Annotated in this window: 26 protein-coding genes, 1 tRNA gene and 2 pseudogenes; 24 read left to right on the forward strand and 5 right to left on the reverse strand. The window is 61.7% G+C overall.

The genetic code is table 11. The features are described from left to right. Complete coding sequence (locus P6U24_RS18155; RefSeq protein ID WP_407153905.1) at positions 1-483, forward strand: hypothetical protein; 483 nt, start codon at positions 1-3, stop codon at positions 481-483. 151 nt (positions 484-634) lie between these two features. On the opposite strand, the gene P6U24_RS18160 is transcribed toward P6U24_RS18155, so the two are convergent. Beyond that, a complete protein-coding gene (locus P6U24_RS18160; RefSeq protein WP_407153906.1) occupies positions 635-1,759 on the reverse strand; it encodes a YihY/virulence factor BrkB family protein in 1,125 nt (374 codons plus the stop codon). A gap of 612 nt (positions 1,760-2,371) precedes the next feature. On the opposite strand from P6U24_RS18160, the gene P6U24_RS18165 reads away from it, so the two are divergent. Then, entirely contained in the window at positions 2,372-2,725 is a 354-nt protein-coding gene (locus P6U24_RS18165; RefSeq protein ID WP_407153907.1) for a hypothetical protein, read from the forward strand. 226 nt (positions 2,726-2,951) lie between these two features. On the opposite strand, the pseudogene P6U24_RS18170 reads toward P6U24_RS18165, so the two are convergent. Further along, a pseudogene (locus P6U24_RS18170) lies at positions 2,952-3,079 on the reverse strand (IS481 family transposase); the annotation flags it as partial. Between the two features lie 368 nt (positions 3,080-3,447). Next, a complete protein-coding gene (gene xerC / locus P6U24_RS18175; RefSeq protein WP_407153908.1) occupies positions 3,448-4,656 on the reverse strand; it encodes a tyrosine recombinase XerC in 1,209 nt (402 codons plus the stop codon). A gap of 108 nt (positions 4,657-4,764) precedes the next feature. Between xerC and P6U24_RS18180 the strand changes: the two genes are divergently transcribed. The 16 genes and pseudogenes from P6U24_RS18180 to P6U24_RS18255 all read left to right on the forward strand — a co-directional run bounded on the left by P6U24_RS18180 (position 4,765) and on the right by P6U24_RS18255 (position 14,118). Further along, positions 4,765-5,229, forward strand: coding sequence for a MerR family transcriptional regulator (locus tag P6U24_RS18180; protein WP_407153909.1), 465 nt, complete (start codon positions 4,765-4,767; stop codon positions 5,227-5,229). Positions 5,230-5,294: 65 nt separating this feature from the next. Continuing rightward, positions 5,295-5,495: a DNA-binding protein gene (locus P6U24_RS18185; protein ID WP_407153910.1), complete on the forward strand. Its 201-nt coding sequence runs from the start codon at positions 5,295-5,297 to the stop codon at positions 5,493-5,495. A gap of 187 nt (positions 5,496-5,682) precedes the next feature. Continuing rightward, entirely contained in the window at positions 5,683-5,916 is a 234-nt protein-coding gene (locus tag P6U24_RS18190) for a hypothetical protein (protein WP_407153911.1), read from the forward strand. Next, positions 5,913-7,820: an AAA family ATPase gene (locus P6U24_RS18195; protein ID WP_407153912.1), complete on the forward strand. Its 1,908-nt coding sequence runs from the start codon at positions 5,913-5,915 to the stop codon at positions 7,818-7,820. The genes P6U24_RS18190 and P6U24_RS18195 overlap by 4 nt, the downstream gene beginning before the upstream one ends. A gap of 148 nt (positions 7,821-7,968) precedes the next feature. Further along, a pseudogene (locus tag P6U24_RS18200) lies at positions 7,969-8,040 on the forward strand (hypothetical protein); the annotation flags it as partial. Positions 8,041-8,121: 81 nt separating this feature from the next. After that, the gene (locus tag P6U24_RS18205) at positions 8,122-8,397 is read left to right on the forward strand and encodes a hypothetical protein (protein WP_407160809.1); all 276 of its coding nucleotides are present in this window, start codon (positions 8,122-8,124) and stop codon (positions 8,395-8,397) included. Between the two features lie 164 nt (positions 8,398-8,561). Further along, positions 8,562-8,723, forward strand: coding sequence for a hypothetical protein (locus P6U24_RS18210; RefSeq protein ID WP_407153913.1), 162 nt, complete (start codon positions 8,562-8,564; stop codon positions 8,721-8,723). Further along, complete coding sequence (locus P6U24_RS18215; protein WP_407153914.1) at positions 8,716-9,102, forward strand: hypothetical protein; 387 nt, start codon at positions 8,716-8,718, stop codon at positions 9,100-9,102. Before P6U24_RS18210 ends, P6U24_RS18215 begins: the two co-directional genes overlap by 8 nt. After that, positions 9,102-10,097 (forward strand): phage tail protein, encoded by a 996-nt coding sequence (locus P6U24_RS18220; protein ID WP_407153915.1) that lies wholly within the window; start codon positions 9,102-9,104, stop codon positions 10,095-10,097. Before P6U24_RS18215 ends, P6U24_RS18220 begins: the two co-directional genes overlap by 1 nt. A gap of 55 nt (positions 10,098-10,152) precedes the next feature. Continuing rightward, positions 10,153-10,347, forward strand: a complete 195-nt coding sequence (locus P6U24_RS18225; protein WP_407153916.1) for a hypothetical protein — start codon at positions 10,153-10,155, stop codon at positions 10,345-10,347. Positions 10,348-10,353: 6 nt separating this feature from the next. Continuing rightward, positions 10,354-11,544, forward strand: coding sequence for a hypothetical protein (locus tag P6U24_RS18230; protein WP_407153917.1), 1,191 nt, complete (start codon positions 10,354-10,356; stop codon positions 11,542-11,544). Then, entirely contained in the window at positions 11,541-11,801 is a 261-nt protein-coding gene (locus P6U24_RS18235; RefSeq protein WP_407153918.1) for a hypothetical protein, read from the forward strand. Before P6U24_RS18230 ends, P6U24_RS18235 begins: the two co-directional genes overlap by 4 nt. Beyond that, positions 11,798-12,208 (forward strand): hypothetical protein, encoded by a 411-nt coding sequence (locus P6U24_RS18240; protein WP_407153919.1) that lies wholly within the window; start codon positions 11,798-11,800, stop codon positions 12,206-12,208. The genes P6U24_RS18235 and P6U24_RS18240 overlap by 4 nt, the downstream gene beginning before the upstream one ends. Then, complete coding sequence (locus P6U24_RS18245) at positions 12,180-12,377, forward strand: hypothetical protein (protein WP_407153920.1); 198 nt, start codon at positions 12,180-12,182, stop codon at positions 12,375-12,377. The genes P6U24_RS18240 and P6U24_RS18245 overlap by 29 nt, the downstream gene beginning before the upstream one ends. Then, on the forward strand, positions 12,374-12,565 hold the full coding sequence (locus tag P6U24_RS18250) for a hypothetical protein (RefSeq protein WP_407153921.1): 192 nt from the start codon (positions 12,374-12,376) through the stop codon (positions 12,563-12,565). Before P6U24_RS18245 ends, P6U24_RS18250 begins: the two co-directional genes overlap by 4 nt. Further along, positions 12,565-14,118: a hypothetical protein gene (locus P6U24_RS18255; protein ID WP_407153922.1), complete on the forward strand. Its 1,554-nt coding sequence runs from the start codon at positions 12,565-12,567 to the stop codon at positions 14,116-14,118. Before P6U24_RS18250 ends, P6U24_RS18255 begins: the two co-directional genes overlap by 1 nt. A gap of 18 nt (positions 14,119-14,136) precedes the next feature. Here the strand turns inward: P6U24_RS18255 and P6U24_RS18260 are convergent, their stop codons facing one another. Then, on the reverse strand, positions 14,137-14,343 hold the full coding sequence (locus tag P6U24_RS18260; protein WP_407153923.1) for a hypothetical protein: 207 nt from the start codon (positions 14,341-14,343) through the stop codon (positions 14,137-14,139). 356 nt (positions 14,344-14,699) lie between these two features. Here P6U24_RS18260 and P6U24_RS18265 point away from each other — a divergent pair, with 356 nt between their 5' ends. The 4 genes from P6U24_RS18265 (at position 14,700) to P6U24_RS18280 (ending at position 17,458) form a co-directional block, all read left to right on the forward strand. Then, on the forward strand, positions 14,700-14,945 hold the full coding sequence (locus P6U24_RS18265) for a hypothetical protein (RefSeq protein ID WP_407153924.1): 246 nt from the start codon (positions 14,700-14,702) through the stop codon (positions 14,943-14,945). Positions 14,946-15,599: 654 nt separating this feature from the next. After that, a complete protein-coding gene (locus P6U24_RS18270; protein WP_407153925.1) occupies positions 15,600-16,493 on the forward strand; it encodes a hypothetical protein in 894 nt (297 codons plus the stop codon). A gap of 474 nt (positions 16,494-16,967) precedes the next feature. Beyond that, positions 16,968-17,216 carry a hypothetical protein gene (locus P6U24_RS18275; protein WP_407153926.1) on the forward strand — a complete coding sequence of 83 codons (249 nt, stop codon included), beginning with the start codon at positions 16,968-16,970 and terminating at the stop codon, positions 17,214-17,216. Further along, a complete protein-coding gene (locus P6U24_RS18280) occupies positions 17,216-17,458 on the forward strand; it encodes a hypothetical protein (RefSeq protein ID WP_407153927.1) in 243 nt (80 codons plus the stop codon). The genes P6U24_RS18275 and P6U24_RS18280 overlap by 1 nt, the downstream gene beginning before the upstream one ends. Positions 17,459-17,946: 488 nt before the next feature. Here P6U24_RS18280 and P6U24_RS18285 read toward each other — a convergent pair. After that, positions 17,947-18,023, reverse strand: a tRNA-Arg gene (locus P6U24_RS18285). 347 nt (positions 18,024-18,370) lie between these two features. On the opposite strand from P6U24_RS18285, the gene P6U24_RS18290 reads away from it, so the two are divergent. Continuing rightward, entirely contained in the window at positions 18,371-23,593 is a 5,223-nt protein-coding gene (locus P6U24_RS18290; RefSeq protein WP_407153928.1) for an alpha-2-macroglobulin family protein, read from the forward strand. Continuing rightward, the gene (gene pbpC, locus P6U24_RS18295; protein ID WP_407153929.1) at positions 23,590-25,704 is read left to right on the forward strand and encodes a penicillin-binding protein 1C; all 2,115 of its coding nucleotides are present in this window, start codon (positions 23,590-23,592) and stop codon (positions 25,702-25,704) included. Before P6U24_RS18290 ends, pbpC begins: the two co-directional genes overlap by 4 nt. Positions 25,705-25,742 lie beyond the last annotated feature (38 nt).

Raw genomic sequence — 25,742 nt, forward strand, 5'->3', positions numbered from 1 at the left:
ATGAAACTAATCCTCGGGCGTTGCATCGGACTCATTCTGGTCACGTTCGCCGGTTCGACGATGATCGCGGCGGCACAGCCGATCAAGTGGACGCGCTATTCGATCCCGGAGACCGGCACCTCGGTCGATTTTCCCTCGACCATCTTCACCGAGCCCGCGGGGCGGCCCGACGGGTACGGGCAGCGGTTCAAGACCGCCGATGGTCGCGCCAACATGACCATCCAGTCCGCGCCCAACGCCGATCACGATACGCCGGCCGCGTTTCTCGCCAGGAAAAACCCGCCATCACACATCCAGTACAAGCGGGTGACGTCGCGCTTCTTCGCGGTGTCGAGTTACAAGGGCGATGATGTCTGGTATGACCGCTGCAATTTCTCGCACCGTTTCGTGCACTGCGTGCTGATCAATTATCCCGCCGCCGAGGAGCATGATTGGGATGACATCGTCACCCGCATCAGCCTCTCGCTGAAAGGCGGCGACTAGAGCCTTTTCCGTTCCGATTGAATCGGAACGGGGCTCTAGCTTTTTGTTTTGACGCGTTTTCTTGACGCGAACCGGTGTCCACTTCGTTTGAAAACGCTCTAGACTCACTCCTGCGCATCGAGAGCCCCAGCATCGAGGGCGGCCTATTGGCTCATCCCTGCGCGGCGCCTACCGTGTCGGCCATCCGTGCGCCGCGTACCCCCATTGGCCTCGGCGATCCCGTCGTCGTGTCCCGCGCAGTCTGATGCTCCATCTCGGCGTCAATCTCGGCGCCCAGGAGAATGACGATCGCTGAAATCCACAACCATGTCATGAAGCCGATGATCGCGCCGAGCGAGCCATAGGTCTCGTTGAATTTGCCGAAATTGGCCGCGTACCATGAGAACAAGCCCGATACGGCGAGCCAGAGCACGGCGGCGATGGCGCTGCCCCACGTCACCCAGCGCCACCGCGCGGTTTCGCGGCTGGGGCCGTAGCGATAGATGACGGCCAGGGCGAATGTGAGGACCAGATACATGGCCGGCCATCGTCCGATCCGGAGCAGCAGGTCGCCGGCGTTCGACAGGCCGACGAAGTTCAGGATGACAGGAATAATGACGATGGAGCCGAGAGCCGCCAGAATAAAAAAGACGCCACCAATGGTGAAGCCGAGCGACATGGCATTCAGCTTGACGAAGCTGCGTTTCTCGTCCTCGTCGTGCACGATGTTCAAGGTGTCGAAGAGCGCCTTCATCGCCGCGTTCGCGCTCCACAGCGAGGTGCCGAGTCCGATCAGGAAGGTCAATCCAAGGGTCGGAGAGCCGTTGGAGGCGACACGCGTGAGCTGATCGCGCGCGACGTCAATGGCGCCGCCGGGCAGGAATCCACCGAGTTGGTCGAGATGGCGCGCAATCGTCGTAGGGTCCGAGAACAGGCCATACACTGCGACCAATGCTGCGATGGCCGGGAAGATCGCCAGGATGCTGTAATAGGTCATGCCAGCTGCCAGAGCGAGGATCCGGTGCTTCGAGATGTTGGTATAGACACGCAGCAGAATGTCCTTCCAGCCGCGCGGCGGAATCTCCGATGGCGCCGTGGCCTGGCGACCGCGATCCCCGGCATCGGCAGCCGTTATCTGGACCGAGCCAAAGCGGACTCGCCGTGAGCCGTCCGCGCTGTCTTCTCTCGGAAAGAGGTATTCGGATGCAAGCGCAATGCTGAGCAACGCGAGCAGCGACGCCAAAGCCCAGCGGCTCGATGGTTCGGAATCGTCTGAAATCGCGCGCCTGCTCGCCATCGCCCTGTTGTGCTCAGTGTTCGACGACAGAACGAGCGGGGGCTGAGGAATGTTCCTGTGAGGGATGCTTGTGCGGCCGACTGATATTCACGCGCTGCAGCGCCTCCAAGCGCATGTCAGAGCGAACGCGGCACTCGCCAGCACCAGCCACAGGCATTGGTTCGGGGCATCGTCAGCAAACAGTTGCTGGGCTGAACAATCAGCGATGGCGATTCGATTTGCGACCGACCGAAGTTCTCCATCGCTGCGAGGTCATCAAATCGGCTTGCCGGCAAACACTCACCAAGAGTCGTTCAGGGTAGCGTGGTCACACTACTTGATCCAACGGTCAAAATCGTCGGTTCCAATTGGTGAGATGCGCGTGAGGGTTCATGCATAGGCTTTAGAGTGCTGGCGCTGGTCACCAACAGGTTCCATCTCGATGTTGTCCGTGCCCCGAACCGGTTCCACGAAGTTCCCGCTTGCAGCGGAATGGACTTTTCCTTGACGTGTTCGATATTTCGACATGAAGGCGTGTTCATACGGCGGTTAGCACACAGCACACTGCAGCAAATTGCTGCTTGTTCAATCACTGGTTGTCAGGTAATCGTTGGCCCGGGGAGGGCGAGCGACGTGAAGCTACGCTACACCATCATGGTCGGCTTGGTCGGCCTGCTCGGGGCACTTGTCCTGCAAAGCTCGACTGCGGCCTACATCACGGTCATAGGCTGTTGCATTCTCGTGGCGCTACGGTCGATCGAGTGCCAGCTTGGTGATCTGAAGGGAAAACTTCGTAGTTCGTTCAGCGAGGAGTTCCGCACGTCGACGGATCGCGACCTCATCGTCGCATGGGCGCTTGGCCGCTCGCCTGAAAAGATGCTGGCGAACCTGCGGGGATCTTCAAGCGAGGCCTTGGATGATGCCGCTGAACAGCGCCGATCGAAGACCGCGGCGTTGCAGTCGGAACAAGCCAAATCATCCGCCTGATTCTGGTACCGGGCGCACCGGATGTCTCGCCGCACCGATCGCCTGGACGCCCGGCAAGATTACGGAAGCGAGGAGAGGCGGCTTGTGGCGGCTAACGCCACCAGCTACAGGAGAAGGACGTTCTCCTGGGCAGTGCGATGACGACCTTTAATCGAATATTCTCTACCGAAAGGTTGCTCCAGATCATCTTGATACTCGCCGCTACGGTCATCATGAAGCTCTTGAGCTAGACGTGGAGCCTCAGGAGGTTGTTCCTGGTCAGACCAGGCTGCTGATCGGTGGCATTGATCCGATACTGCCATGAGGGCGGTGCCAGTTGTAGCGATGAAGCCATCGTGGCAGCTCGCCGTCGCGCCGCTACTTCGGACCGGGGCTTTCGTCCCGATCGGTCCCGAAATGTCCTGTCTGATCCCGACCTGTTTCGCTCGTGATCGAAAGCTGCCCGATTGGGCCGGGATGCAAACCGCTTGTTTTCAAGGGATTTGCGCGCTGTCGCATTGGCGATCCCGGCAGGACTCGAACCTGCAACCCGCGGAGTAGAAACCTTTTATCAGTCTAGAAATATCAATCACTTAGCTCCTCCGTGTTGCACTGGTGTTGCGTAGCCGACGGATCAGCCTAAACGGCAGTTTTGCGACTTCGATCAGGAAAGCAAAGACAAATAGGGAAAAGATCATTGCGAGCCAAAACTCGCCGATGACTTTCAGTGCCTGTATCATTGGTCAGGCTCCAAGTAGCCGAGCCTGCAAACTTTCGGCCGCGCGCTGATCGGCCTCGGCATCGGCGAACAGATGGCCGTAGACGTCAAACGTCACCTTAATTGAGCTGTGGCCCATGAGGCGCTGGATCTGCTTCGGATTGTGCCCGTTCTCGATCCACAGCGAGGCGCAGGCGTGCCGCAGGGAGTGCATGCCATACTTCCCAATCATCACGGTTTTAGGCTCACCAGCGGCGTCCAGAACGGGCCGGCCGGCCTCATTCAAGAGGGGTTTGGCTTCTGCCAGGCCCGCCGCGATGAGAACTGGCAGGAGACCGCGCTCGGCGAGGTTCGAGTGGCTCTCGACCTTGCCGAAACCATTCGGGAAAGCGAGATCCAGCACCTTAACGGGCTCGCCATCGGGTCCCTTCTTGCCGGTGTCTCGCTTCGGGCATACCAACTTCCATTCTCTCAATGCATTGAGCACGATGGGCGGGCAGGGGATCGATCGATAAGCTGCCTTGGACTTGAGCTTTCCAATCCGGTGTGAGGCATCCGCTCGTTGCGTTAGCTTCAACTGCTTGGCATCCAGATCAATGTCAGCCCAACGTAGGCCGCGGATCTCACTAGCGCGCAGGCCGCAGAAGATTGCCACCAGTATGACTGGGCGCCAGCGACCGGTGGCATTGGCAATGATCGCCTGGAGCTCTGCCTTAGTCGGGATGACGGGGCGGGGATCATCCCGATCAGGCAAGTCTAGTTCCACCCCGGAGGTCGGGGCAGTTGATGCCAGACCGCGACGTCGGGCCTCTTTGAATATTCCTCCAAGCGATCGCACTATGCGGGTAATCATCGGGGCCGAGCGTCCTGCGTCCCGTAGCTGATCGGCGAACGCGTTCACCGCCGGAACGGTTATCTCGGTAAGCTTCTTGGCGCCGATGAATGGCACAATGTGAAGGTTTACGTGCTCCTCATAGCCCTTGACCGTCATGGGCTCGAGGCGCTTTTCCTTGCATCTGGCGATCCATAGTGCTGCCGCCTCTTTGACAGTTGGGGATAGACTGCCGGGGGTATGAATGCCGCGGGCAACATCGTGGCGGGTCTCAACCAGCCAGGCCTCAGCGTCGGATTTGCGTTCGAACATCTTGAATCGCCGCGCGCCCGAGCCGTCCTTATAGGCGGCTTGCCAGCGGATCAGGCCAGATGGCAGCTTGCGCTTGCGGACGGTGGCCATGGTTTTGCACTCCCCCTGTGTGTAACCCGACGTAACGCGAAAAAGATATTGCCATGGCTTGGCAGCCCATGTAAAGCACTAAGTGCGCACTTCGTTCTTGAGGGTGACATGGCGAAAGACAGATATTCGATCGGCGACCTTGTCGAGGTGACGGGAGCGAAGCGCCGTTCGCTACAAGTGTGGGCAGATCGCGGGGTTATCATTCCCGAGGCTGGATCCGGCAATGCCGGCACTGGCGTCCATCGCCAATTCAGCCGAACGGAAGCGATGATCGCTTGCCTGATCCATCCGTTTGCCGAGAGGCAGATCTCAATTGGAGAGTTGGTGACGATTGCTGCCGACCTTCGTCGGTTGATCAAAACAATGCCCGAACAGTTCGCCGTCATTGGAGGGACCGGGGATACGATCTTGGCCTATGAGGGCCACCGCCCCAATAAGACTACTAAGAAGCACCCCGATTGGATTTTCCAGTGCACGATCTCCACTCGTGAGCAGTTCGTGAAGCGGACGGTGAGCTGGCCGGACGTCATGATTGCGATTCGCCTGGAGACATACTTGGCGAAGCTCGACTGACGTTCCTTTTTTTGAGTCTGTAAGTGCGTAATGCGTACTTGGTGCAAATGGGAAAAGAGAGGACTATGAATAACATCGCGGACGACCTCCTCGAGGGGGTCAAATCAATCAGCCGATTCATCGGCACGACGGAACGGCGAACCTTCTACCTTGCTGAGAAGGGCGAGCTTCCAGGCGTTTTCAAACAGGGCAATCGCTGGGTCGGGCTGAAAAGCAAGATCAGGGAAGGCTATGAGCGGCGCGCCGCAGGCACGGAGGCCGCATAACGCTCATGTCTATCAAAGAAAAGGCCCACCAAAGCGGCGGGCCCCTTCCGAATACTGTCTTGGCGGACGGTGCGGAAGATAGCCGCAACACTCTCACTCTGCAAGCCTCTCGTTTGTCGCTTGCCTATTCGCTTCCGATCGCGACTGCACGGACCGTTGCGCGCCTCTACTACGGAGAGCGCGCAGCATGATCTTCAACAAAGAACCGTTCATCTTGCAGTCCGAGAGGCTGGTGGATTATTTCGCCAGCAGCTTCGGCGATCGCTTCAGCGCAGAAGACATCGAGGCAATCGCAGATGCTTACGAAGCCGCAGTCAGCAAGCTGCGGGTAAAAGCCCTCTACATCCGTGAGAATGTACAGATGCCGCCTTACATCGGGCTGCTGGACAAATTGATGCTGAATAAGGGAGACGCGCCTTGATCAGTATCTCTCCCAAGCAGCTAGCCCAGGCGCTCGGCGGCGACGCTCACGGCAACGAGGTGCTTGCTCCGGGACCGGGGCACTCGCCTAAGGATCGATCGTTGTCGATCAAGCTCAGCTCGGACGCGCCTGGTGGCTTCGTTGTCCACAGCTTTGCCGGCGACGATCCTATCGCGTGCCGGGATCATGTGACGAAGGCGGCCGGCTTGCCCGAATGGCAGCCGGAACGCCAACGTCCGGCGAGCCAGTCGATTGCCCGGATGCAGGAGCGGGTTTCTGCTCAAGCCGAGCGGAAACCCTCGGCGCCGGCCGAGTATGTCTATCGGCTCGGCGATGGAACGCCATATCTGCGGGTGAAGCGGACCGCGGATAAGCAGTTCTACCAGCAGCACTGGACAGGATCGGCATGGGTGAATGGCGCCCCGCAAGGGCCGAAAATTCCCTACCGTCTTCCGGAGCTCCTGGAGGCGGAGCACGACACCGTGCTCATCGTTGAAGGCGAGAAGGATGCAGACCGCTTGGCGGGCTTGGGCCTGCTCGCAACGACTAATGCGGGGGGTGCTGAGAAGTGGACATCAGATCTCAACGAGCATTTCCGCGGACGAGACATTTTTGTCCTACCCGATAATGACGCAGCGGGAGAGAGGCATGCGGCGCTCGTTACGGAGATGCTTGCCCCGCTCGCGCGCGAGATTCGCATCGTGCGACTGCCAAACCTGCCCCCGAAGGGCGACGTTTCGGACTGGCTGGACCAGGGCGGGAGCGTGGAAGATCTCGATAGGCTTATGCGGTCGGCTGAGAAAGCGGAGACTAGGCCCGCTGTGGAAGCCCCGAGCCCGCTTCGATGGCTCGATATGTCCGCCTGGGACAGTGAACCGGTGCCTGAACGTCAATGGTCGATCAGAGATCGCGTACCCCTCCGGCAAGCGGGCCTGTTTAGCGGAGAGGGTGGCACCGGCAAGAGCATCATAGAGCTGATGAAGAACGTGGCTCATGTCATCGGGAGGGATTGGCTGGGATCGCTTCCGGAGCAAGGCCCAGCCTTCTATCTCGGCGCCGAAGACGACAAAGACGAGATTCACATTCGTCTTTCCGCAATCGGCAGGCACTTCAACGTTACATTCCGCGAGATGATGGAAGGCGGCCTGCATGTCCTGCCGTTACTCGGTCAGGACGCAACACTCTGTGCCTTGACCCGTGGCGGCAACGTCGAGGTCACGCCGTTGTACAAGCAGATCTACGAGGCGGCTGGCGACATCAAGCCTAAGAACATCTCAATAGACACCCTGAGCCGAGCGTTCTCCGGCAATGAGATTGACCGAGTCCAGGTCTATGCGTTCGCGATGCACATGCAGGCTTTGGCTATGGTGGCGGGCGGATCAGTCACCGTCCTGAGCCATCCCAGTTTGCAAGGTATCAATTCGGGCTCCGGCCTATCGGGCTCAACGGCTTGGCACGGAGCGTTCCGTTTCCGGCAGTACCTGAAGGGCGTCAAAGGATCCGACGGCGAACAGCCAGACAATGATTTGCGGCAGCTGGAGTTCAAAAAGAACCAATATGGCCCGCTCGGCGAAAACATCGTCTTGCGATATCAAAACGGATTGTTTCTGCCGGAGTCCGGCATCTCCAATCTGGATCAGATTGCGCGGAGAGCAAAGGCCGAAGAGGTGTTCCTTGATCTTCTGCGCAGGTTCTCCTCGCAAGATCGCAACGTGAGCGACAAGCCAGCGGCAAGAAACTACGCCCCAGCCGAGTTTGCAAAAGAGAAAGAGGCGAAGGATCTCGGACTGAGAAAGGCGGCGCTCGAGCAGGCCATGCGCGATCTGTTTAGCGCGAACAGGATCGCAATCGAGCAGTACGATAAACCCTCGCGTGGTCTCTGGCGGCTCAAATGCCGACCTTGAGGCAGCCTATTCCCATGACGGTGTGGGTACACACGGTACACACACCGTAAGGGATAGGCGTGGTGTGTGTACGTCCCCCTGTGTGTCCCCTGTGTGTCCCCTGTGTGTCCGGGGGTGTGTCCCCCTGTGTGTCCCCTAGAGGAAACTGATGAAACAACCGAAGCAGTTGCGACCTCATTCGTGGAAGCCAGGTCAGTCCGGAAACCCCGCTGGAAGGCCAATAGGAGCCCGTCAGCGCATTTCCGAGAAGCTGCTGGCCGATCTCGCGGAGGTTTGGGAGGAGCACGGAAAAGACGTCCTATTGAAGCTGGCGACGTCCGACCCCGGCAAGCTGGCGACGATCGCCTATGGCTTGCTGCCGCGCGACGTCTTCCTGACGGTCGAGCACAAAACACCAGGCAACATGGCGCCGGAGGATTGGCAGATCATGCTGGAGCTCGTGGAGCTCATCAAAGGGAGCTTGCCCGTCGGCGCCACGGCGATGCCGGCGGAGATCCGCGACACCATCGAGCACGCGCTGAGATCCAAATCTGCCCTCCAAATCGAGCAAACAGATACGAAATCCGCTCTGAGCTAAGCGATATCAATAGCTTGAGTGCTTCGTGTTGCATCGGTGTTGCAAAACAGGCTGATTTTCGGAGCCAACCGCAATCGGCGGTAGATGATGCGAGACGCTGTTAGAGCGTTTGTCGGCCGCTCGTCTTACGATCGTTCGCATCTGATTTGATGATGGAACGACCAATGTCCGAGACTGAAATTCGAGCCCTGACCAAGCTGCTGCTCGACCGTACCGCGCTAAGCCGGCTTTCCGAGGCGGAGGTGGTGAACGCGCTGCTCCTGATTGAGGAGTGCGGCTACTCCATCACGGCGCCGGCTGCTGCGAAGGCCTCGAGCAATGGCTGATCTGTCCGTTACCTTCCGGGCGCCCAAGGGTGAGCTTTACAGGGCCGCTGCGGAGCGCGCTGGGCTGCGTCTGAGCGACTGGCTCCGGGAGTCCTGCGACGCCGCTCTGAAGGCCTCTGGCTTCGCCCTAGAGGCTCCTGAGACGCAATACGCGCTGGTCTCCGATGGTCGCCTGGTGGAATCTCCTGCGGGCAACTTCTGCACCACGTTCCGGCCGGCGTCTGATGCTCGCGGCGAGTGGTTGCCCATCGAGAACATCGACTCTGCGCCATTCGATCCGGAGAAGCACTACCGGCTTAAGCCTCTTGCTCTGCGCATCGAGGGCGACCGGGTTGTCCGGGAATACCCGGTTATCGTGAAGTCCTGGGAGCACGCCTAATGACGGGTGTGGCATGGTGGTCGCAAGTCGCCAATTCCAACGCGACGCAGGACCCGTCGATCAACTGGCAGGAAGGCCAGGCGCCAAGTTCGATCAACGACTCTGCGCGCGCCATGATGGCGTCTACTGCCAAGTGGCGAGATGACATTGCCGGCGCGATTGTCACTACCGGGACTTCGACCAGCTATGCCGTATCCAGCTATGAGCAATTCGATACGCTGGTGCGGCTCAACAATCAGGTCATTGCCTTCACGCCGCACACGACCAGCGGGGCGACCGTAACGCTCAACGTGGACACCCTTGGCAATAAGCCTCTGCGCTCGGCGCCTAACGTCGAATTGCCGGCCGGCACCCTGATCCAGGGAACGCCATATGAGGCGGTCTACAACAACACCGATGGTGCGTTCTACCTCAAGGGCTTCTACGGCTCTCCGTACTTGATCCCGCTGGGTGGCTTCCTGGACTATGCGGGCGGGACGGCGCCGAGCAGCGCGTTCGCCTTCCCTTATGGGCAGGCGATCAGCCGGACGACTTATGCATCGCTGTTCTCGCTGATCGGGACGACCTTCGGCGCTGGCGACGGCTCTACCACGTTCAACCTGCCGGACCTTCGCGGGCGAGTGAGCGCTTGTCCGGATCAGCTCCCTGGCAGCACGGACGCTGGCCGGCTCGTCAACGGGAATATGTCCGGTCGGCTGGGAGTCGGCGGAAGCGGTGGAGAAGCGGCGCATCAACTCACTGTCGCGGAATTGGCGGCTCACACGCATTCCAACACGCTGACTGACCCTGGGCACACGCACAACTACACAGTGGTTAGCGGCACTGAGCAAAAGCCTGCTTCAGGCGGCAACCCCGCATTCATCAGCACGGCGCTTACACCGACCACTTCAAGCACGACCGGAATCACCATCAACAACGCTTCGCAGGGCAGTGGCGTTGCTCACAACACTCTGCAACCAACGCTTCTGCTCAACAAGATCATGAGGATTATCTGATGGGGGGGCTCTTTGACGGCTATTTCCAAGCACAAAACCGAAAGGAAATCTGAAAATGGCAAATTTGAAGGGCAGCGGCGACACCGATAACCAGTCTGTCTCTCGGCAGCGGCCGGACTGGGAGGGCGAACCCCGTAGCATCGAGAGCTACATCAATCGCGGACAACCCGCGCCGCAGCCTCCCATGGGCCGCAGCATCGAGGGCGCGATGAACCGCGAGATTGGGCGACGCAACGGCCGGAGCGGGTGAAGCTGAATGACAGAAACCGTTGAACAGCCGCGCGACGAGACGACTGGCCAATTCACGTCAGGCGAGGCGCTCTCGACTGAGGGGCTTTTCGGCCGTGAAGCCGAGCTTGCTGAACATGGCTGGCAGCATCATCCCGAGGCAAAGCCCGGCGATCTCGAGGGCGATTCCGACGAGCAGATGACGCAGGCTGCCGAGGAGCTGGATCGGCATCGCGGAGAGGAAAGCTCCGATCCCATGCCGATCGAGTTGGCGGTCGGTGACGAGAAGGCGCCCGACAATCTCGCATTGACGGTCGAGCAGGCACGCGATGCGTTGCTTGTGCATAGGGCTAACCTGCAGACCTACACGGATGGCTTGGACGACGCCGCGCTGTTGGCTGAGGTCGGCGTCGACCCCCTCCAGGAGCCGGCGAAGCCTGACCCCGTTGATGCGAAGCCGCAAGAACCTGCGGCAGAGCAGCAGCAGCCTAGCAGTGCGGAGGATCGGGCGGTCCAGTGGCTGCAGGACAATCCAGAGGTGCGCGCCACGCTCTCCGAGCACATCCAGGCAGAGAGCGCGAGGGCTGAGGCGGCACGAGCGGCTTATTCGCAGGCGCTGGAAAGCGCGGTTGCCGTCGCGGAGCACGCGTTCCTCTCGCAATTCCCCGAATTCAGGGGTGTGAGCGATCCCGATCATCTCGTCTCGATCGCGAGCAGTATCCAGCAGCAAAACCCTGGCCGCTGGCAGGCTATTCAACAAGCGGCGGCGCAATCGAGCGAATTGCTCCAGGCACAAGCACAAGAGCGTCAGGCTGCCCTACAGCGGGAGCTGGAGGCTGTGCGGGCCTATAACGCAGAGCAGGAGCGTGCCTTCGTGGAGCGCTTCGGCGCCGTCGACAGGGAGACGGGTGATGGCGTGAGGTCGTACCTGGAAGGGCTCGGCGCAACCGACGAGGATTTCGCGGCGCTATCGCAAACACGATTGCCGGCCTGGGCACAAAAAGCCCTTGTCGACGCTGCGGCCTATAACAAACTGCTGAGTGCACCTCCCAAGGTGGTGCCCAAGAATCTGCCTCCAGTTCAGCGGCCCGGTATTGCGCGGGTCCCGGGCGAGGCGAGGCACGTCGATCTTTCGTCGCTGAATTCCAGACTGAGCAGGTCAGGTTCAATCGATGACGCTGTCGCACTTCTGAACGCGACGAGGGCAAGCCGAAGATGAGAGACGATTACTACCAGCAGAACGTGCGATCGGGCCTGAATCGTGGCGTTGAGCCGACGCCGGAGAACCAGGAGAGATGGTTCGCCGGCCTCAATCCCGAAGATCGGGCATTGGTTCTCGATCGATACGACACCGAGGCTGCGGCAAATGCCGATCAGGAACTTGGGCTCGAGGAGGCGCGTGGAGCGATGGAACGGCATCTGCATGTTAGCCGCCTGCGGCAGATCCATGGTGCTTTGCGGCGATCCGGCCGATGAGCGAGCGATTCCATCGCTGGTGCGCCATTGCGCGTCAGCATCCACTGCCAGCAAGCCCGCTGGCAGTGGCGGGGTTCATCAATAATCATGCAGGGCTTGACCCTGAAACCTTGTGGGCCGAGGTCGTTAGCATCGACGTGGCGCACGAGGCTCTCGGCTACGCACCGCCTGGCCGGTCGACGGTGGCGCTGAAGGCCTTCGCCGATGCGCATCCTGTCGAACCTCCGAGGTCATGGTCGAAGGAAGAAAAGCTGCTTTTTCTGACTTTGCCGTGGGCAATCAAGGCGATCATCAGAAGGCGCGAAACCGATCGCGATCGTGAAGTGAGGCGGTGTCAGGCCCATGCCGACCTCTGGCGCAAATCAAAGGAAAAGTCCCATGAAGCTAACAAAGCCAACGCTGCTTGAGCGCATAACGGCGATCCGTGACGAGGTCCACGCCTTCATTGACGCGAAGGCGGAGGAGATGAAAGCGGAAAATCCAGGCATTCCAGTCGGGGTGCTTCGCAATATGCTGACCGCAGGCAGCGGCGGCTGTCAGTGTCGCGCGTACCTCGATATCACGGAGGCGAAATGATCCACGGCGGCATCCTCGGCGCCCTTACGGAGGCGAACGAAATTCAGCAGGAACTCGGCTGCTCGTTCGATGAAGCTTTTGAGGTTCAGCGAAAGAGGGCGGCAGAGCGCATCCGCGAGGCTGAGCTCGAGGCTGCTGAGAGCAACGTCATTCCGTTGCGGCGGCGCGCGTCGAAGGCGGCAGAGTGATGGATTGGGACAACATCATCGCGGCCGGCAAGCACGAGATTAAGCTTAAGCGCGATCTCGAGTATTTCGCCGCACAACTCCTAAAGATTAGGCCGAAGGCGGGCGGGCTGGAGCCCTTCCTGTTCAATCCGGCGCAGCGCGAATTGCATCGCAGGCTTGAGGAGCAGAAGGCCAAAACCGGCAAGGTGCGCGCGATCGTTCTGAAGGCACGGCAGATGGGGATCAGCACCTATATTGCGGCCAGGTACTATCGCAACACAGTGAGCACGCCAGGCCTTCGTACCATCATCATCGGGCATGAAAAGCCGGCATCGCGAAACCTGTTTCAGCTCGTTAAGCGCTTCCATGAGCACATGCCGGACGACCAGCGGCAATCGGTTGGCGCCTCGAACGCGGAGGAGCTGATCTTCGACAGCATCGATTCCGGCTATCTCGTCTCGGTGGCGACGGAGGAGGGGGCAGGCCGATCGGCAACCGCTCAGGCGCTGCATGCTTCGGAGGTGGCGTTCTGGAAGGATCTTGGAGGTCAATTCGCCGCGCTGATGCAGACCGTTCCGGATATCGACGGGACCGAGATCATCCTCGAGACGACCGCGAATAGCTTCAATGAGTTCTACAAGCTCTGGCGCAAAGCCGAGGCCGGAGAGAGCGAGTTTATTCCGGTGTTCCTGCCCTGGTCTATCGATCCGGGCTATCGGGCGCGACTGCCGGAAGGCTTCAAGATGACAGCGGAAGAAGCCGAAATTGCCGAGCGGCACAAGCTCGATGCCGAGCAGATTTGCTGGCGCAGAAACAAGATCGGGCAGTTAGGCTCCGAGGAGTACTTCTGCCAGGAATATCCCCTGACGCCCGGCGAGGCGTTCATTGCCTCGCAGTTCGATAGCTACATTCCGGCCGACCTGATCCTGAAGGCCAGAAAGACGAAGGTTGAGGCGGTAGGCCAACTGATCGTTGGCGTAGATCCGGCCGGCAAGGGTGCTGATCGCACGTCGCTTGCCTGGCGCCGCGGCTCAGCAGTCTTCAAGATCGAATCCCACCGCGGGCTCGATACGATGGAGGTTGCGGGTCTGGTCGCGAAGATTATCCGGGAAGAGAAGCCGGACAAGGTGAACATTGACGTTGGCGGCTTGGGGGTTGGCGTTGCCGATCGCCTGGAGGAGATGGGCTTCCGCAGCGTCATCAACCGCGTGAACTTCGGCGGCAAGCCGATGGAGCCGGCGGCCCTCGATGAGACTGGCAAGCCCGCTGGCGGCCCTGCGAACAGGCGCGCCGAACTGTACGTCAACCTACGCCGAGCTCTGGAGGGCGGCCGCATGTCCTTGCCTGATATGGATAGCTTGCAGGGCGATCTGACGTCGATTGGCTACAAGTACACCAGCGATGGGAAGTTGCTTCTGGAGTCGAAAGAGGACATGCGGCGCCGCGGAGTGCCAAGTCCCGACGAGGGGGACGCGGTTGCGCTCTGCTTCTCGGCGCCGGGTGGATCGCCTGTTGCGGTCAGTCCGTGGTCACGACGCGGGCCGATCCAGTATCCCTCGTACGGGTATGTTTGAGGCGACGGCACGCCGCTCTCAATCGTCTAGCCGGTCGTGCATTTGCTCAAACAATGCTTTCACATCGCTGAGCCGAAGCTTGCCGGGCCAGTACTTTTGCAATGAGTGCATCTGGAGAACCGCGATCTCATCCCGCTTGATCGGGTCCTCCTCCTCGAAATAGGCCCGCATATCTTCGACGAAGGCCTTGGCTACTTCTGACGGCATCTCAAGGGGGCGCGTCATTACCACCACCACGGATCGCGCTTCGCGTCGGTAACGAAGCCCGCTGGCATCTCCGGGATTTCGCCTTCCTCGACCTTGTTGCAGAGCGGGCAGGGATCACCAGGAGCCCCACAGGGGCAGGCTCGTGGCCCGTCACCCCATGGTCGCATCGGATGGGCCTCGCAAACCCATCTGGCACCGTCACAACGCCGACACTTACTCATACGGATTCGAGTCGCTCGCTGCGGATTCGTTCCTGTCGAAAAAGCAACGGTATCAAGATGTTGCCTCTTCCTTTGCTCGTTGTCTCTAACTTCCGACTGGACTCTATGTTCTCGTTATGTTCTTGTGCTCACTTCAAGACGAGAGACACGACCATGGTGCATTCATCCATCCGCTATTTCAGCGACAGCGAAGATCAGCCGCCATTCCTAAAGGCGCTCGCCGAGGTCCGGCGCATCGCCGTCCACGAGGGCTGGTGCTATCACCACGTCCAAGCGATCATTATCGCGATTGACCAATACGCCGAAGCCGCAACCGGCAATCGTGAGTTCTTCTGGAACAGGCCGCATTCAACCCCGGCCGGCACGCCGGGGCGGCAGCGCAGCGGAGACCTGCCGTGAGATCGCCTGTGCTAAATTACGGCTTGCGACTAGACATTCCCCTCTGATTCGGTCCAACGTACTTAGCGTGCGGCCCAGTAGGAGGCCGGTGGGTGACTCCCCCGCCAATCCGACCGGAGACCCGCATAGCCCGTGCCTGACCCATTAGTCAGATGCGATAGCCGGCGGCGGATGCTGCTGGCGGGCAGGCGGCGGATGCTGCTAGCCCGGAGCTCGCAACGCGACAGGTGGCGTTCAGGATAGTCACACGGGGCCGCGTGAAGCCTTTCTAGAACGCTGATCGCGGGCCGATGCGCTTGTGAACGACGGCTTATTCGATTCGACAAGAGCTCCCACCGCCACCCCCTTGGGTACGCGGCGCGCTGCTACCCGGAGGACTCGAGCATGCGCAAGCAGCTCATCATCCGGATTATGCTTAAGATCGATGTCGCGGACTGCCTTCGGGCAATCGCGCTTCTGATCTACTTCCTGACCTAATGCGCGAGGGCCCCGCTGTGGGCCCTCGTTGTTTTTCGGCATAAGGCCGGCCGCCTAGATCGCTTCCCCGGCAAGCAAAGAACACCTCGATGAACGGGGATTGTCGCGCTTGAGGCGTTGACCCGCCGCGACTCAGGAGCCCGCTGCCGCTGCGCATTCCGCGCAATGGAGCGAGCTATGAGGCCGACCCACAGCAAGCCGATCGACGCCGATAAAGCACAGCGCTTTCTTTCAGGACTGCGCGAGGGGAAAACCCTGCACGTGCTTTGTAGCGGCAAGGTGAATGGAAAGCGGGTGTCGAGTGAGATCATTGCTACCCACATCCGATTTCGGGAATATTGCGCAGAGCATCCCGACTTTGCGCGGCAGGCCAATGCACTCCTCGCTGAAAACATGAAGGCGGCGAACGCAAGAAGGGGTGAGTTCAAGCGAAGCCAGACGCACTGCAAATTCGGACATCCGCTATCTGGCGACAATCTCTTGATCGAGGGGAGGACCAAATTTCGAAGGTGTCGAGTCTGCATGGCTCGCCGCGCGGCGGCGCCGCGTCCACCATCTGAAGATCAGATCCAACGCGCAACAGCAGTTCTTAATGCTGGGCAGACGATTAGCCGAATTTGCTGGGGAGTAATCAACGGCAAGAAGGTTGCTGACCGCATAATGAGTCATCCTAAGCTGACACTGCTTCGGCAGCGGGACCCAGAGTTCGACAGGCTGGTGAGCTTGTCGCGACCGCGTGTTCGGCGACAACCAACAAAGATTCTGCTGCGCCGAAACAACATCATTACGCCGGAGATGGCTGAGTACAATCAGATCGCCAATCTCGTGCCTTACCAGCTGCCACGTGACGTCAGAGACGACGTCATACAGTCGATCTTCCTGGCGATCATCGAGGGGTCCTTACAGCGTGATCAGGTCCACGCCCATGTGCGCCAGTTTATCAGAGATCATTATCGGGAGGCCAATAGGCTCGGCGTTGGCAAGTACGGCCTTGTCTCACTTGATGCGCCGATCTTCGCCGACGGCAACATGACACGCGGCGACACCATCGTCCGCGGCCTCTGGGACTGAATCACATATGTGATTTTGCGGCCCGACGACCGCGTGCATGCTCGGTTGCCGTTGGACGATCCCTGTCTCCGCGGCCTGACCGCCGCCTCGATCTCCTCGCCCCCAGCGTCGAGAGGCGGCGGTCTTCTTGCGCGCAAGCGGATTTCCCCACACGGGGGAATTGTTTTTTAACCAAATCAGTGGGACGATATCGGCGGAGCGTGGAAACTCCCGCCAGCGGCCTTGCCGGGCTTGGCTGGCCCCAGAGCGTTGGCAGGGCGATCCTTGCCGGGATCAATTTTGCCAACGAGAGCGAACGTGCCGATTGCCGTCGGCGCGAACGGCATCACTATGCCGGGAGTGCGGCGGCTATACAAGACCCTTCGCAGGGGAAGGCCGTCGCGCATGGTCTCTGGCCATGTTTCCACCCTCCCGGCGCCAGTGCTGTCCACTGGCACCCGGCCGTGGAAAGCCGGTAATCCAGAGAAGCCCACAATGAGCAATCTTCTAGACAATGCCGCTGACATGTACTGCCACAAGCTGGCACGCATTGACGTCCTGGGGCCGAACCGCCGCCTCGTCTTCACCCTGCCGTCCGTCGATTCCCCCGGCATGGAGATCGTCGCAATCAAGCTGATCGTGCCCGCCGAGCTGCTGACAGAAATCTCCTATCTTGCCGCTGGCGCCGATCGGAATACGGTCTCGGCTCAGTTGATCGCGCTCGAGACAGGGAGGGCGAACTAATGAAAATCGTGTCCTTCCCGACGAACGTTTCCCCGAAAGATCCGAAAAGCGCTCTCCTCGATCTGGAGCCAGCGATTTGTGATCTGCGCCGCATGTCCGAGATTACGGCATCCCTTGTGATGGAGGCCGGGACTGGTCCGGAGAACGAGGACAGCCAAGGCCGCGCGGTGTTCGCAGCCACGCTGATGGAGCGGCTGGTGACGGAGTTCAACGAACTCTACTACCGCCTCTTGGGCGAGTGAATTAAAGCGTCGGATATCCCGACGCTTTCGACCCGCCGGCTCAATCTAATTGCCCGAGGTTCGGGCAATTAGACCGGCGGGTTTTTCTTTTGTCGCCATCGCGCCCAAAGCTCTCTGCAGGCAATTCCGATCAGCATGCCGGCCATCAACCCAACGAGCGCCGTCATCGGCAGACCGCGAGCAGGGGGCAGAGCAATTCGATCAGCCCCAACAGCGCAAGAGCCGCGCACCCCGCCACGAACAGCTTGAACAAGAACGGTGCCTCTCCGTGCGGCTCGCGTTCGCCTGGATCGTTCCGACCGCCCCAATCGCCACCAACGCGAACGAAGCGAGAATCCTCACGTTGCGTCCGTGTTGCACGGAACGATTTGGAGTCTCGCGTAATCCGTTGAAATCGCTGGAAGTGGTTCGGAACACGGCGCAACACGGTTTGGCATAAAGAACGAAGCCAAAACGAGCGGAAGTGCCTTGTTTTATAGGGCTTTTCGTGGCGATCCCGGCAGGACTCGAACCTGCAACCCGCGGAGTAGAAATCCGCTACTCTATCCAGTTGAGCTACGGGACCGTCTGGCATGCCCGCGAACCGGGTTCCTGGGCGACCGCTATATAGCACGGTCATATGAAAAATCTTGCCCTTCGCCAAGATTATCCGAACCGGAGTTCGTGGCTGAGCGACATAGCGAACGAGGGGGATCGTCCCGGGCGATTCCCCTCGACCTGACGGGGGGTCGGCGAGCCGGCCCCGTGGTCCAGGGCTCCGCGGCTGACCGCCATTCCATTTTGGGACCTTGCCATCTTGGACATATTGCCATTGTCGGATTGGCTGCCACACACCGGTCACCATTTCGCGCCCAGCTTCGCCCGAATCTGCAATGACGCGGACGTTTCATCCGTGCCCCCAAGGAGCTTTCCATGATCGGTCTGGTTCGCAACGCCGTCCTCGCGGCCGCGCTGGCGTTCGGCTTGGCCTGCTGTCTCGTCCCGGCGGAGGCCGCCGACAAGGCGTTCAAGCGGGATGATCTGGCCGACGCCGCGATCAAGCTGGAGGCGCAGATCAAGACCGAGGCCGGAGCGGTCAATAAGCCCGTCGCGGCCTTGCGCAATGACGTGGACGCAGCGCTCCGGCGCAATGACGTCCGCGGGGCCTTGCAGATCCTCGGCCAGATCGCCGTGGTCGCGCCGGAGGATTCGGCGAATTGGCTGCGGCTCGCCCGCACCAGCTTCTTCCAGATCAAGCCGGCCAATTCGTCCGAGCAGACCGTTCTGCTCGAGCGCGCTTCGACCGCGGCCTACATCGCCTATCAGCGCGCCGGAAACGCCGGCGAGGAGGCTGAGGCGCTGGCCGTGCTCGGCCGGTCGCTGTCCGAGCGCAAGCTGTGGCGGCCGGCGCTCGATACGCTTCGGATGTCGCTCGACCTGCGCGAGGTCGCGGAGGTGCGCGGCCAGTATGAACGGCTGCGCGACGAGCACGGCTTCAAGCTGCTCGACTACACCGTGGATTCCGATTCGGCGAGCCCGCGCGCCTGCTTCCAGTTCTCCGAGGATCTCGCCAAGCGCACCGATTTCACGCCATTCGTGGCGCTGGCCGGTACCGACAAGCCGGCGCTGTCAAGCGAGGACCGGCAGCTCTGCGTCGAGGGGCTGAAGCACGGCGAGCGCTACAACATCAACCTGCGCGCCGGCCTGCCGTCGACCGTCAAGGAGAGCTTACCGAAATCGGCCGAGTTCAACATCTATGTGCGCGACCGCAAGCCGTTCGTGCGCTTCACCGGCAAGGCTTATGTGCTGCCGCGCACCGGACAGAAGGGCATTCCGCTGGTCAGCGTCAACACGCCGGCCGTCAGCGTCAATGTCTACCGGATCGGCGACCGTAACCTGATCAACACCGTTATCGATAGCGACTTCCAGCGGCCGCTGAGCTCCTACCAGATCACCGATCTTGGCAATGAGCGCGGCATGAAGGTGTGGTCGGGCGAGATCGCCACAGCAATGACCTTGAACGAGGACGTCACCACTGCGTTTCCCGTCGATCAGGCGCTGGGCGAGTTGCAGCCCGGCGTCTATGTGATGACCGCGGCGGCCAAGGGCCCGACGGCCAGCGGTGACGACGACGGCCAGCTTGCCACGCAGTGGTTCATCGTCTCCGATGTCGGCGTTGCCGCCTTCTCGGGCAAGGACGGCATCCATGTGTTCGTCAACTCGCTGGCGTCAACGGATGCCGTTGCGCATGCCGAGGTGCGGCTGATCGCGCGCAACAACGAGATCCTGGCGAGCCGCAAGACCGACGAGGCGGGCCACGTGCTGTTCGAGGCGGGGCTGGCCCGCGGCGAGGGCGGCCTGTCACCGGCGATGCTGACGGTCACTGGCGAGAAGGCGGACTATGCTTTTCTCAGCCTGAAGACCACGGCGTTCGATCTCAGCGATCGCGGCGTCTCCGGCCGCGAGGCCCCGACGAGCGCGGATGCATTCGTGTACGCCGAACGGGGCGTCTATCGCTCCAACGAGACCGTCTATCTCACCGCGCTGCTACGCGATGCGAAGGGCAATGCGCTCACCGGCACGCCGCTGACGCTGGTGGTCGAGCGCCCCGATGGCGTCGAGTACCGCCGCGCCACGCTGGCCGACCAGGGCGCCGGTGGCCGCTCGCTTGCGGTGCCGCTCAATTCCGCGGTGCCGGCCGGCACCTACCGGGTGCGCGCCTTCACCGATCCGAAGGCGGCTTCCGTCGGCGAGACCACCTTCATGGTCGAGGATTACATCCCCGAGCGGCTGGAATTCGACCTGTCGTCGAAGGACAAGGTGATCAAGACCGATGCGCCGGTCGAGGTGAAGGTCGACGGCCATTTCCTTTATGGCGCGCCGGCCTCGAGCCTGCAGCTCGAGGGCGACATGCTGGTGACCAAGGCCGATGCGCGGCCCGGTTTCCCGGGCTATCAGTTCGGCGTTGCCGACGAGCAGACCACTTCCAACGAGCGCACGCCCATCGAGGACCTGCCCGAGACCGACGACAAGGGCGCGGCGACCTTCCCGGTCAGCCTGCCCAAGCCGCCGGCATCAAGCCAGCCGCAGGAGGCGCAGATCTTCATTCGCATGGCGGAGAGCGGCGGCCGTGCGGTCGAGCGCAAGCTGACGCTGCCGGTTGCGCCCACCACGTCACAGATTGGCGTCAAGCCGGCGTTTTCCGGCAGCAGCCTCGGCGAGGGCGAGAAGGCGGAGTTCGACGTCGTGTTCGTCTCGCCCGACGGAAAGCAACTCGCGCGCAGCGGGCTCCGTTACGAGCTGATGAAGATCGAGTCCCGCTATCAATGGTATCGGCAGAATTCCTATTGGGACTACGAGCCGGTCAAGACCACCAGCCGCGTCGCCGACGGTGATGTGAATGTCGCCGCCGACAAGCCGGCGCACATCGCGCTGAACCCGCAGGCCGGGCGCTATCGCCTTGATGTCAAGTCCACTGATGCCGACGGGCCGATTACCTCGGTGCAGTTCGACGTCGGCTGGTATTCCGACGGCAGCGCCGACACGCCGGACCTCTTGGAGACCTCGATCGACAAGCCGCAATACGCCTCCGGCGACACCATGACGGTAACGGTAAATGCGCGCACCGCCGGCAAGCTCACCGTCAACGTGCTCGGCGACCGGCTGCTGACGACGCAAAGCATCGACGTCAAGCAGGGCGCCAACCAGGTCAAGCTCACGGTCGGCAAGGATTGGGGTAGCGGCGCCTATGTGGTGGCGACCTTGCGCCGTCCGCTGGACACATCCGCGCAGCGCATGCCCGGCCGCGCCATCGGGTTGAAATGGTTCGGCATCGACAAGCAGGCGCGGACGCTGAACGTGAATCTGTCACCGCCGGCGCTCGTCCGGCCGGGCTCGGCCCTCAAGATCCCGGTCAAGGTCGGCGGGCTCAATCCGGGCGAGGACGCCAAGATCGTGGTGGCCGCGGTCGATGTCGGCATTCTCAATCTCACCAACTACAAGCCGCCGGCACCGGACGATTACTATCTCGGCCAGCGCCAGCTCTCGGCCGAGATCCGCGATCTCTATGGTCAGCTGATCGACGGCATGCAGGGCACCCGCGGCCAGATCAAGTCCGGCGGCGATGCCGGCGCGGCCGAGCTGCAGGGCAGCCCGCCGACTCAGAAGCCGCTGGCGCTCTATTCCGGCATCGTCACGGTCGGTGCGGACGGCTCCGCCGAAGTGAGCTTCGACATTCCGGAGTTCGCGGGCACGGCGCGCGTGATGGCGGTGGCCTGGAGCGCGACCAGGCTCGGCCGCGCCACCGTGGACGTCACCGTGCGCGATCCCGTGGTGCTGACTGCGACTCTGCCGCGCTTCCTGCTGCATGGGGATCATGGCACGCTGAATTTCGATCTCGACAATGTCGAAGGTGCGGCCGGCGATTACGTCATCGCCGTGAAGGCGAGCGGGCCGGTAAAGGTGGCAGGCAATGCGGCCACGACAATGAAGCTCGCTGCGCATCAGCGCTCAACGACCACGCTTGCGCTCGATGCCAGCGGTACAGGCGCAGCGCAGTTCGACGTCGATATATCGGGGCCGAACGGTTTGAAGCTGGCGCGACACTATCAACTCGATGTCAAGCCGGCGACGCAGGTATTGGCGCGACGGGCGATCCGCACTCTGGCCAAGGGGGAAAGCCTGACCTTGTCGCCCGACATGTTCTCCGAGCTGGTGCCGGGCACCGGTACGGTGTCGGTGTCAGCGAGCCTGTCCAGCGCGCTGGATGCGGCGACCATCCTCAAAGCGCTCGACCGCTACCCCTACGGCTGCTCGGAGCAGATCACCAGCCGTGCAATGCCGCTGCTCTATGTCAACGAGCTTGCGGCTGGCGCGCATCTGGCCATGGATACCGAGATCGACCAGCGCATCCGTGATGCCATCGACCGGCTGCTTGCGCGTCAAGGGTCGAACGGCTCGTTCGGCCTGTGGTCGGCAGGCGGCGAGGATCCATGGCTCGATGCCTATGTCACGGATTTCCTGACCCGCGCCCGCGAGAAGGGCTTTGCGGTGCCGGACGTGCTGTTCAAAAGCGCGCTCGACCGTATCAGGAATTCGGTGGTCAATGCTCAGGAGCCGGAGAAGGATGGCGGTCGCGATCTCGCCTACGGGCTCTATGTGCTGGCACGCAACGGCACCGCGCCGATCGGCGACCTGCGTTATCTCGCCGACACCAAGCTCGACAATCTGGCAACCCCGATCGCGAAGGCGCAGCTTGCGGCGGCGCTGGCGCTGGTCGGCGACCGCGCCCGCGCCGAACGGGTCTATGCAGTGGCGGCCGACAGTCTGGCGCCGAAGCCGGCGCTGGTGTTCGGCCGCACCGACTACGGCTCGGATTTGCGCGATGCTGCAGCTCTGGTGTCGCTGGCCGGCGAGGGCAACGCGCCGAAGGCAACGTTGACCCGCGCCGTGATGCGTGTCGAGGCCGCGCGCGGGCTAACGCCTTACACCTCAACCCAGGAGAATGCCTGGATGGTGCTCGCGGCGCGGGCGCTCGCCAAGGAAACATTGGCGCTCGATGTCGACGGGCAGCCGGTGAAGACCTCGCTCTATCGCAGCTATCGCGCGAGCGAGGTCAATAAGCCCTTGAAGATCACAAATACCGGTGACGCGCCGGTGCAGGCGGTGGTCTCAGTATCAGGCTCGCCGCTGACGCCGGAGCCGGCGGCCTCAAATGGCTTCAAGATCGAGCGCAGCTACTTCACGCTCGACGGCAAGCCGGCCGATATCAGCAAGGCGAAGCAGAACGATCGCTTCGCCGTGGTGCTGAAGATCACCGAGGCCAAGCCGGAGTTCGGCCACATCATGGTGTCGGACTATCTGCCCGCCGGACTCGAGATCGACAATCCGCATCTGGTGTCATCAGGCGACAGCGGAACGCTGGAGTGGATCGAGGACGGACAGGAACCCGTGAACACCGAGTTCCGCGATGACCGCTTTACCGCGGCTGTCGATCGCGCCGCCGACTCCAAGGCGGTGTTCACGGTGGCCTATGTCGTCCGCGCGGTCACGCCCGGCAAGTACGTTTTGCCGCAGGCCAGTGTCGAGGACATGTACAATCCCTCGCGCTATGGTCGGACCGGGACGGGGTCTGTCGAGGTCCGCGCAACGAAATGAGCGACAGCGTAACGGCCGGCAAGGTGAACCGGCGGGCAGTGCGTCTTGCGGCGATAGCCTCGGCGGCGCTGCTCGTCGCTCTGACGGCCTTCGTTATGTGGATCGTCTCCCTCGGCCCGCTGCCGCTGGCCGAGGCGCGGGCGGTCTCGACCACCATTGTCGATCGCAACGGCAAGCTGCTCCGCGCCTATGCGATGGCTGACGGTCGCTGGCGGCTGCCGGTCGATGCCAGCAAGGACGTCGATCCGACCTATCTGAAGCTCCTGCTCGCCTATGAGGACCAGCGCTTCCGTGACCATCACGGTGTCGATCCGCAGGCGCTGATGCGTGCTGCGTTTCAGCTCGCAACGCGCGGCCACATCGTCTCCGGCGGCTCGACCATCACCATGCAGCTGGCGCGGCTGATCGAGCCGCGGCAGCGGCGCTCGCTGCATTTCAAGCTGCGCCAGATCGTGCGTGCGGTCGAAATCGAGCGGCAGATGAGCAAGGACGAGATCCTCGATCTCTATCTGACGCTGGCTCCTTATGGCGGCAATCTCGAAGGTATCCGCGCCGCGTCGATTGCCTATTTCGGCAAGGAGCCGAAGCGGCTCTCGCTGGCGGAAGCGGCGCTCTTGGTGGCCTTGCCGCAGTCGCCGGAGACGCGCCGGCTCGATCGCTATCCGGAAGCGGCGAAACAGGGCCGTGACCGCGTGCTCGACCGCATGGTGGCCGAGCAGGTGATCTCGCAGGAAGACGCCGACCAGGCCAAGGCGCAAGCGGTGCCGCGCTTGCGAAAGCCGCTGCCGATCCTTGCGCCGCATGCTGCCGATCAGGCGGCGGCCGCGATTAAGGGCCAATCGGCGATCAAGCTGACGCTCGATGCGTCCCTGCAGAAGGTTCTGGAGCCGCTGGCGCATGATCGCGCCGTTGCACTGGGGCCGAACGTCTCAGTCGGCATCATTGTGGTCGACAATGCGAGCGGCGATGTGCTCGCTCACGTCGGATCGGCGGATTATTTCGACGAGCGGCGGGCAGGGCAGGTCGATATGACGCGCGCGGTGCGCTCGCCGGGCTCGACGCTCAAGCCCTTCATCTATGGTCTCGCCTTCGAGGATGGCTTCGTGCATCCGGAAAGCCTGATCGAGGATCGCCCGGTGCGCTTCGGCTCCTACGCGCCGGAGAATTTCGACATGACCTATCAGGGCACGGTGCCGGTGCGCAAAGCGCTGCAGCTCTCGCTGAACGTGCCCGCGATCGTCTTGTTGGATCGTGTCGGCGCCGGTCGGCTGTCCTCGCGGCTTCGCGGCGCCGGCGCCAATCTCATTCTGCCGAAGGACGAGGCGCCCGGACTGGCGATGGGCCTCGGCGGCGTTGGTGTCACCTTGCAGGATCTGGCAATGCTCTACGCCGGCCTGCCGCGGCTCGGCACCACCAAGCCGCTGCGCGAGATCATGACGAGAGAAGACGCGAGGGATGATGCGCGCGAGCCGCTGCGGCTGATGGACCAGGCTGCTGCCTGGCAGGTCGGTAACGTGTTGCTCGGCACACCCCCGCCCGAGAACGCGGTGCGCAACCGCATCGCCTTCAAGACCGGCACCAGCTATGGGTACCGCGACGCTTGGTCGGTCGGCTTCGATGGCCGCATCACGATCGGCGTCTGGGTCGGTCGGCCGGATGGTGCGCCGGTTCCCGGCTTGATCGGTCGGATGGCCGCTGCGCCGATCCTGTTCGACGCTTTTGCGCGCAGCGGCAAATTGCCGGCGGGAATGCCGAAGGCACCAAAAGGTGCATTGATCGCCAGCAACTCCCGGCTGCCGTTGCCGCTCAGGCGGTTCCGTCCCCTGGGCGAACTGGTGCGGGTCGGCTCCGATCAGGCGCCTCACATCCAGTTTCCGCTCAATGGCTCTCGCATCGACGTCGATCGCACCAATGGAATCGACGCTGCGGTGATGCCGGTCAAGGTGTCCGGCGGCGTGCTGCCGCTCACTATGATGGTCAATGGGCTTTCGGTCGGCGAGATCGACAGCCGCCGCCAGCGCCTGATCGACCCGCCGGGGCCGGGCTTTGCACGCCTCACCGTGATCGACGCCACGGGCGCGGCGGACACAGTTGTGGTCAGAATTCAGTGAGATTTCGCTGAGCGGTTGTCGACATGGTGGTTTCAGCG

It is taken from the genome of Bradyrhizobium sp. STM 3557 (assembly GCF_045571465.1).
Classification (GTDB): Bacteria; Pseudomonadota; Alphaproteobacteria; order Rhizobiales; family Xanthobacteraceae; genus Bradyrhizobium.

Excerpts from the sequence above, each read along its gene's own strand:
- P6U24_RS18255 (WP_407153922.1), top strand. The coding sequence starts at position 12,565 with ATGGATTGGGACAACATCATCGCGGCCGGCAAGCACGAGATTAAGCTT.
- P6U24_RS18160 (WP_407153906.1), bottom strand. The coding sequence starts at position 1,759 with ATGGCGAGCAGGCGCGCGATTTCAGACGATTCCGAACCATCGAGCCGC.
- P6U24_RS18265 (WP_407153924.1), top strand. The coding sequence starts at position 14,700 with ATGGTGCATTCATCCATCCGCTATTTCAGCGACAGCGAAGATCAGCCG.
- P6U24_RS18260 (WP_407153923.1), bottom strand. The coding sequence starts at position 14,343 with ATGACGCGCCCCCTTGAGATGCCGTCAGAAGTAGCCAAGGCCTTCGTC.
- P6U24_RS18185 (WP_407153910.1), top strand. The coding sequence starts at position 5,295 with ATGAATAACATCGCGGACGACCTCCTCGAGGGGGTCAAATCAATCAGC.
- P6U24_RS18290 (WP_407153928.1), top strand. The coding sequence starts at position 18,371 with ATGATCGGTCTGGTTCGCAACGCCGTCCTCGCGGCCGCGCTGGCGTTC.
- pbpC (WP_407153929.1), top strand. The coding sequence starts at position 23,590 with ATGAGCGACAGCGTAACGGCCGGCAAGGTGAACCGGCGGGCAGTGCGT.
- P6U24_RS18235 (WP_407153918.1), top strand. The coding sequence starts at position 11,541 with ATGAGAGACGATTACTACCAGCAGAACGTGCGATCGGGCCTGAATCGT.
- P6U24_RS18225 (WP_407153916.1), top strand. The coding sequence starts at position 10,153 with ATGGCAAATTTGAAGGGCAGCGGCGACACCGATAACCAGTCTGTCTCT.
- P6U24_RS18155 (WP_407153905.1), top strand. The coding sequence starts at position 1 with ATGAAACTAATCCTCGGGCGTTGCATCGGACTCATTCTGGTCACGTTC.
- P6U24_RS18240 (WP_407153919.1), top strand. The coding sequence starts at position 11,798 with ATGAGCGAGCGATTCCATCGCTGGTGCGCCATTGCGCGTCAGCATCCA.
- P6U24_RS18210 (WP_407153913.1), top strand. The coding sequence starts at position 8,562 with ATGTCCGAGACTGAAATTCGAGCCCTGACCAAGCTGCTGCTCGACCGT.
- P6U24_RS18230 (WP_407153917.1), top strand. The coding sequence starts at position 10,354 with ATGACAGAAACCGTTGAACAGCCGCGCGACGAGACGACTGGCCAATTC.
- P6U24_RS18270 (WP_407153925.1), top strand. The coding sequence starts at position 15,600 with ATGAGGCCGACCCACAGCAAGCCGATCGACGCCGATAAAGCACAGCGC.
- P6U24_RS18180 (WP_407153909.1), top strand. The coding sequence starts at position 4,765 with ATGGCGAAAGACAGATATTCGATCGGCGACCTTGTCGAGGTGACGGGA.
- P6U24_RS18220 (WP_407153915.1), top strand. The coding sequence starts at position 9,102 with ATGACGGGTGTGGCATGGTGGTCGCAAGTCGCCAATTCCAACGCGACG.
- P6U24_RS18215 (WP_407153914.1), top strand. The coding sequence starts at position 8,716 with ATGGCTGATCTGTCCGTTACCTTCCGGGCGCCCAAGGGTGAGCTTTAC.
- P6U24_RS18245 (WP_407153920.1), top strand. The coding sequence starts at position 12,180 with ATGAAGCTAACAAAGCCAACGCTGCTTGAGCGCATAACGGCGATCCGT.
- P6U24_RS18250 (WP_407153921.1), top strand. The coding sequence starts at position 12,374 with ATGATCCACGGCGGCATCCTCGGCGCCCTTACGGAGGCGAACGAAATT.
- P6U24_RS18280 (WP_407153927.1), top strand. The coding sequence starts at position 17,216 with ATGAAAATCGTGTCCTTCCCGACGAACGTTTCCCCGAAAGATCCGAAA.
- P6U24_RS18275 (WP_407153926.1), top strand. The coding sequence starts at position 16,968 with ATGAGCAATCTTCTAGACAATGCCGCTGACATGTACTGCCACAAGCTG.
- P6U24_RS18190 (WP_407153911.1), top strand. The coding sequence starts at position 5,683 with ATGATCTTCAACAAAGAACCGTTCATCTTGCAGTCCGAGAGGCTGGTG.
- xerC (WP_407153908.1), bottom strand. The coding sequence starts at position 4,656 with ATGGCCACCGTCCGCAAGCGCAAGCTGCCATCTGGCCTGATCCGCTGG.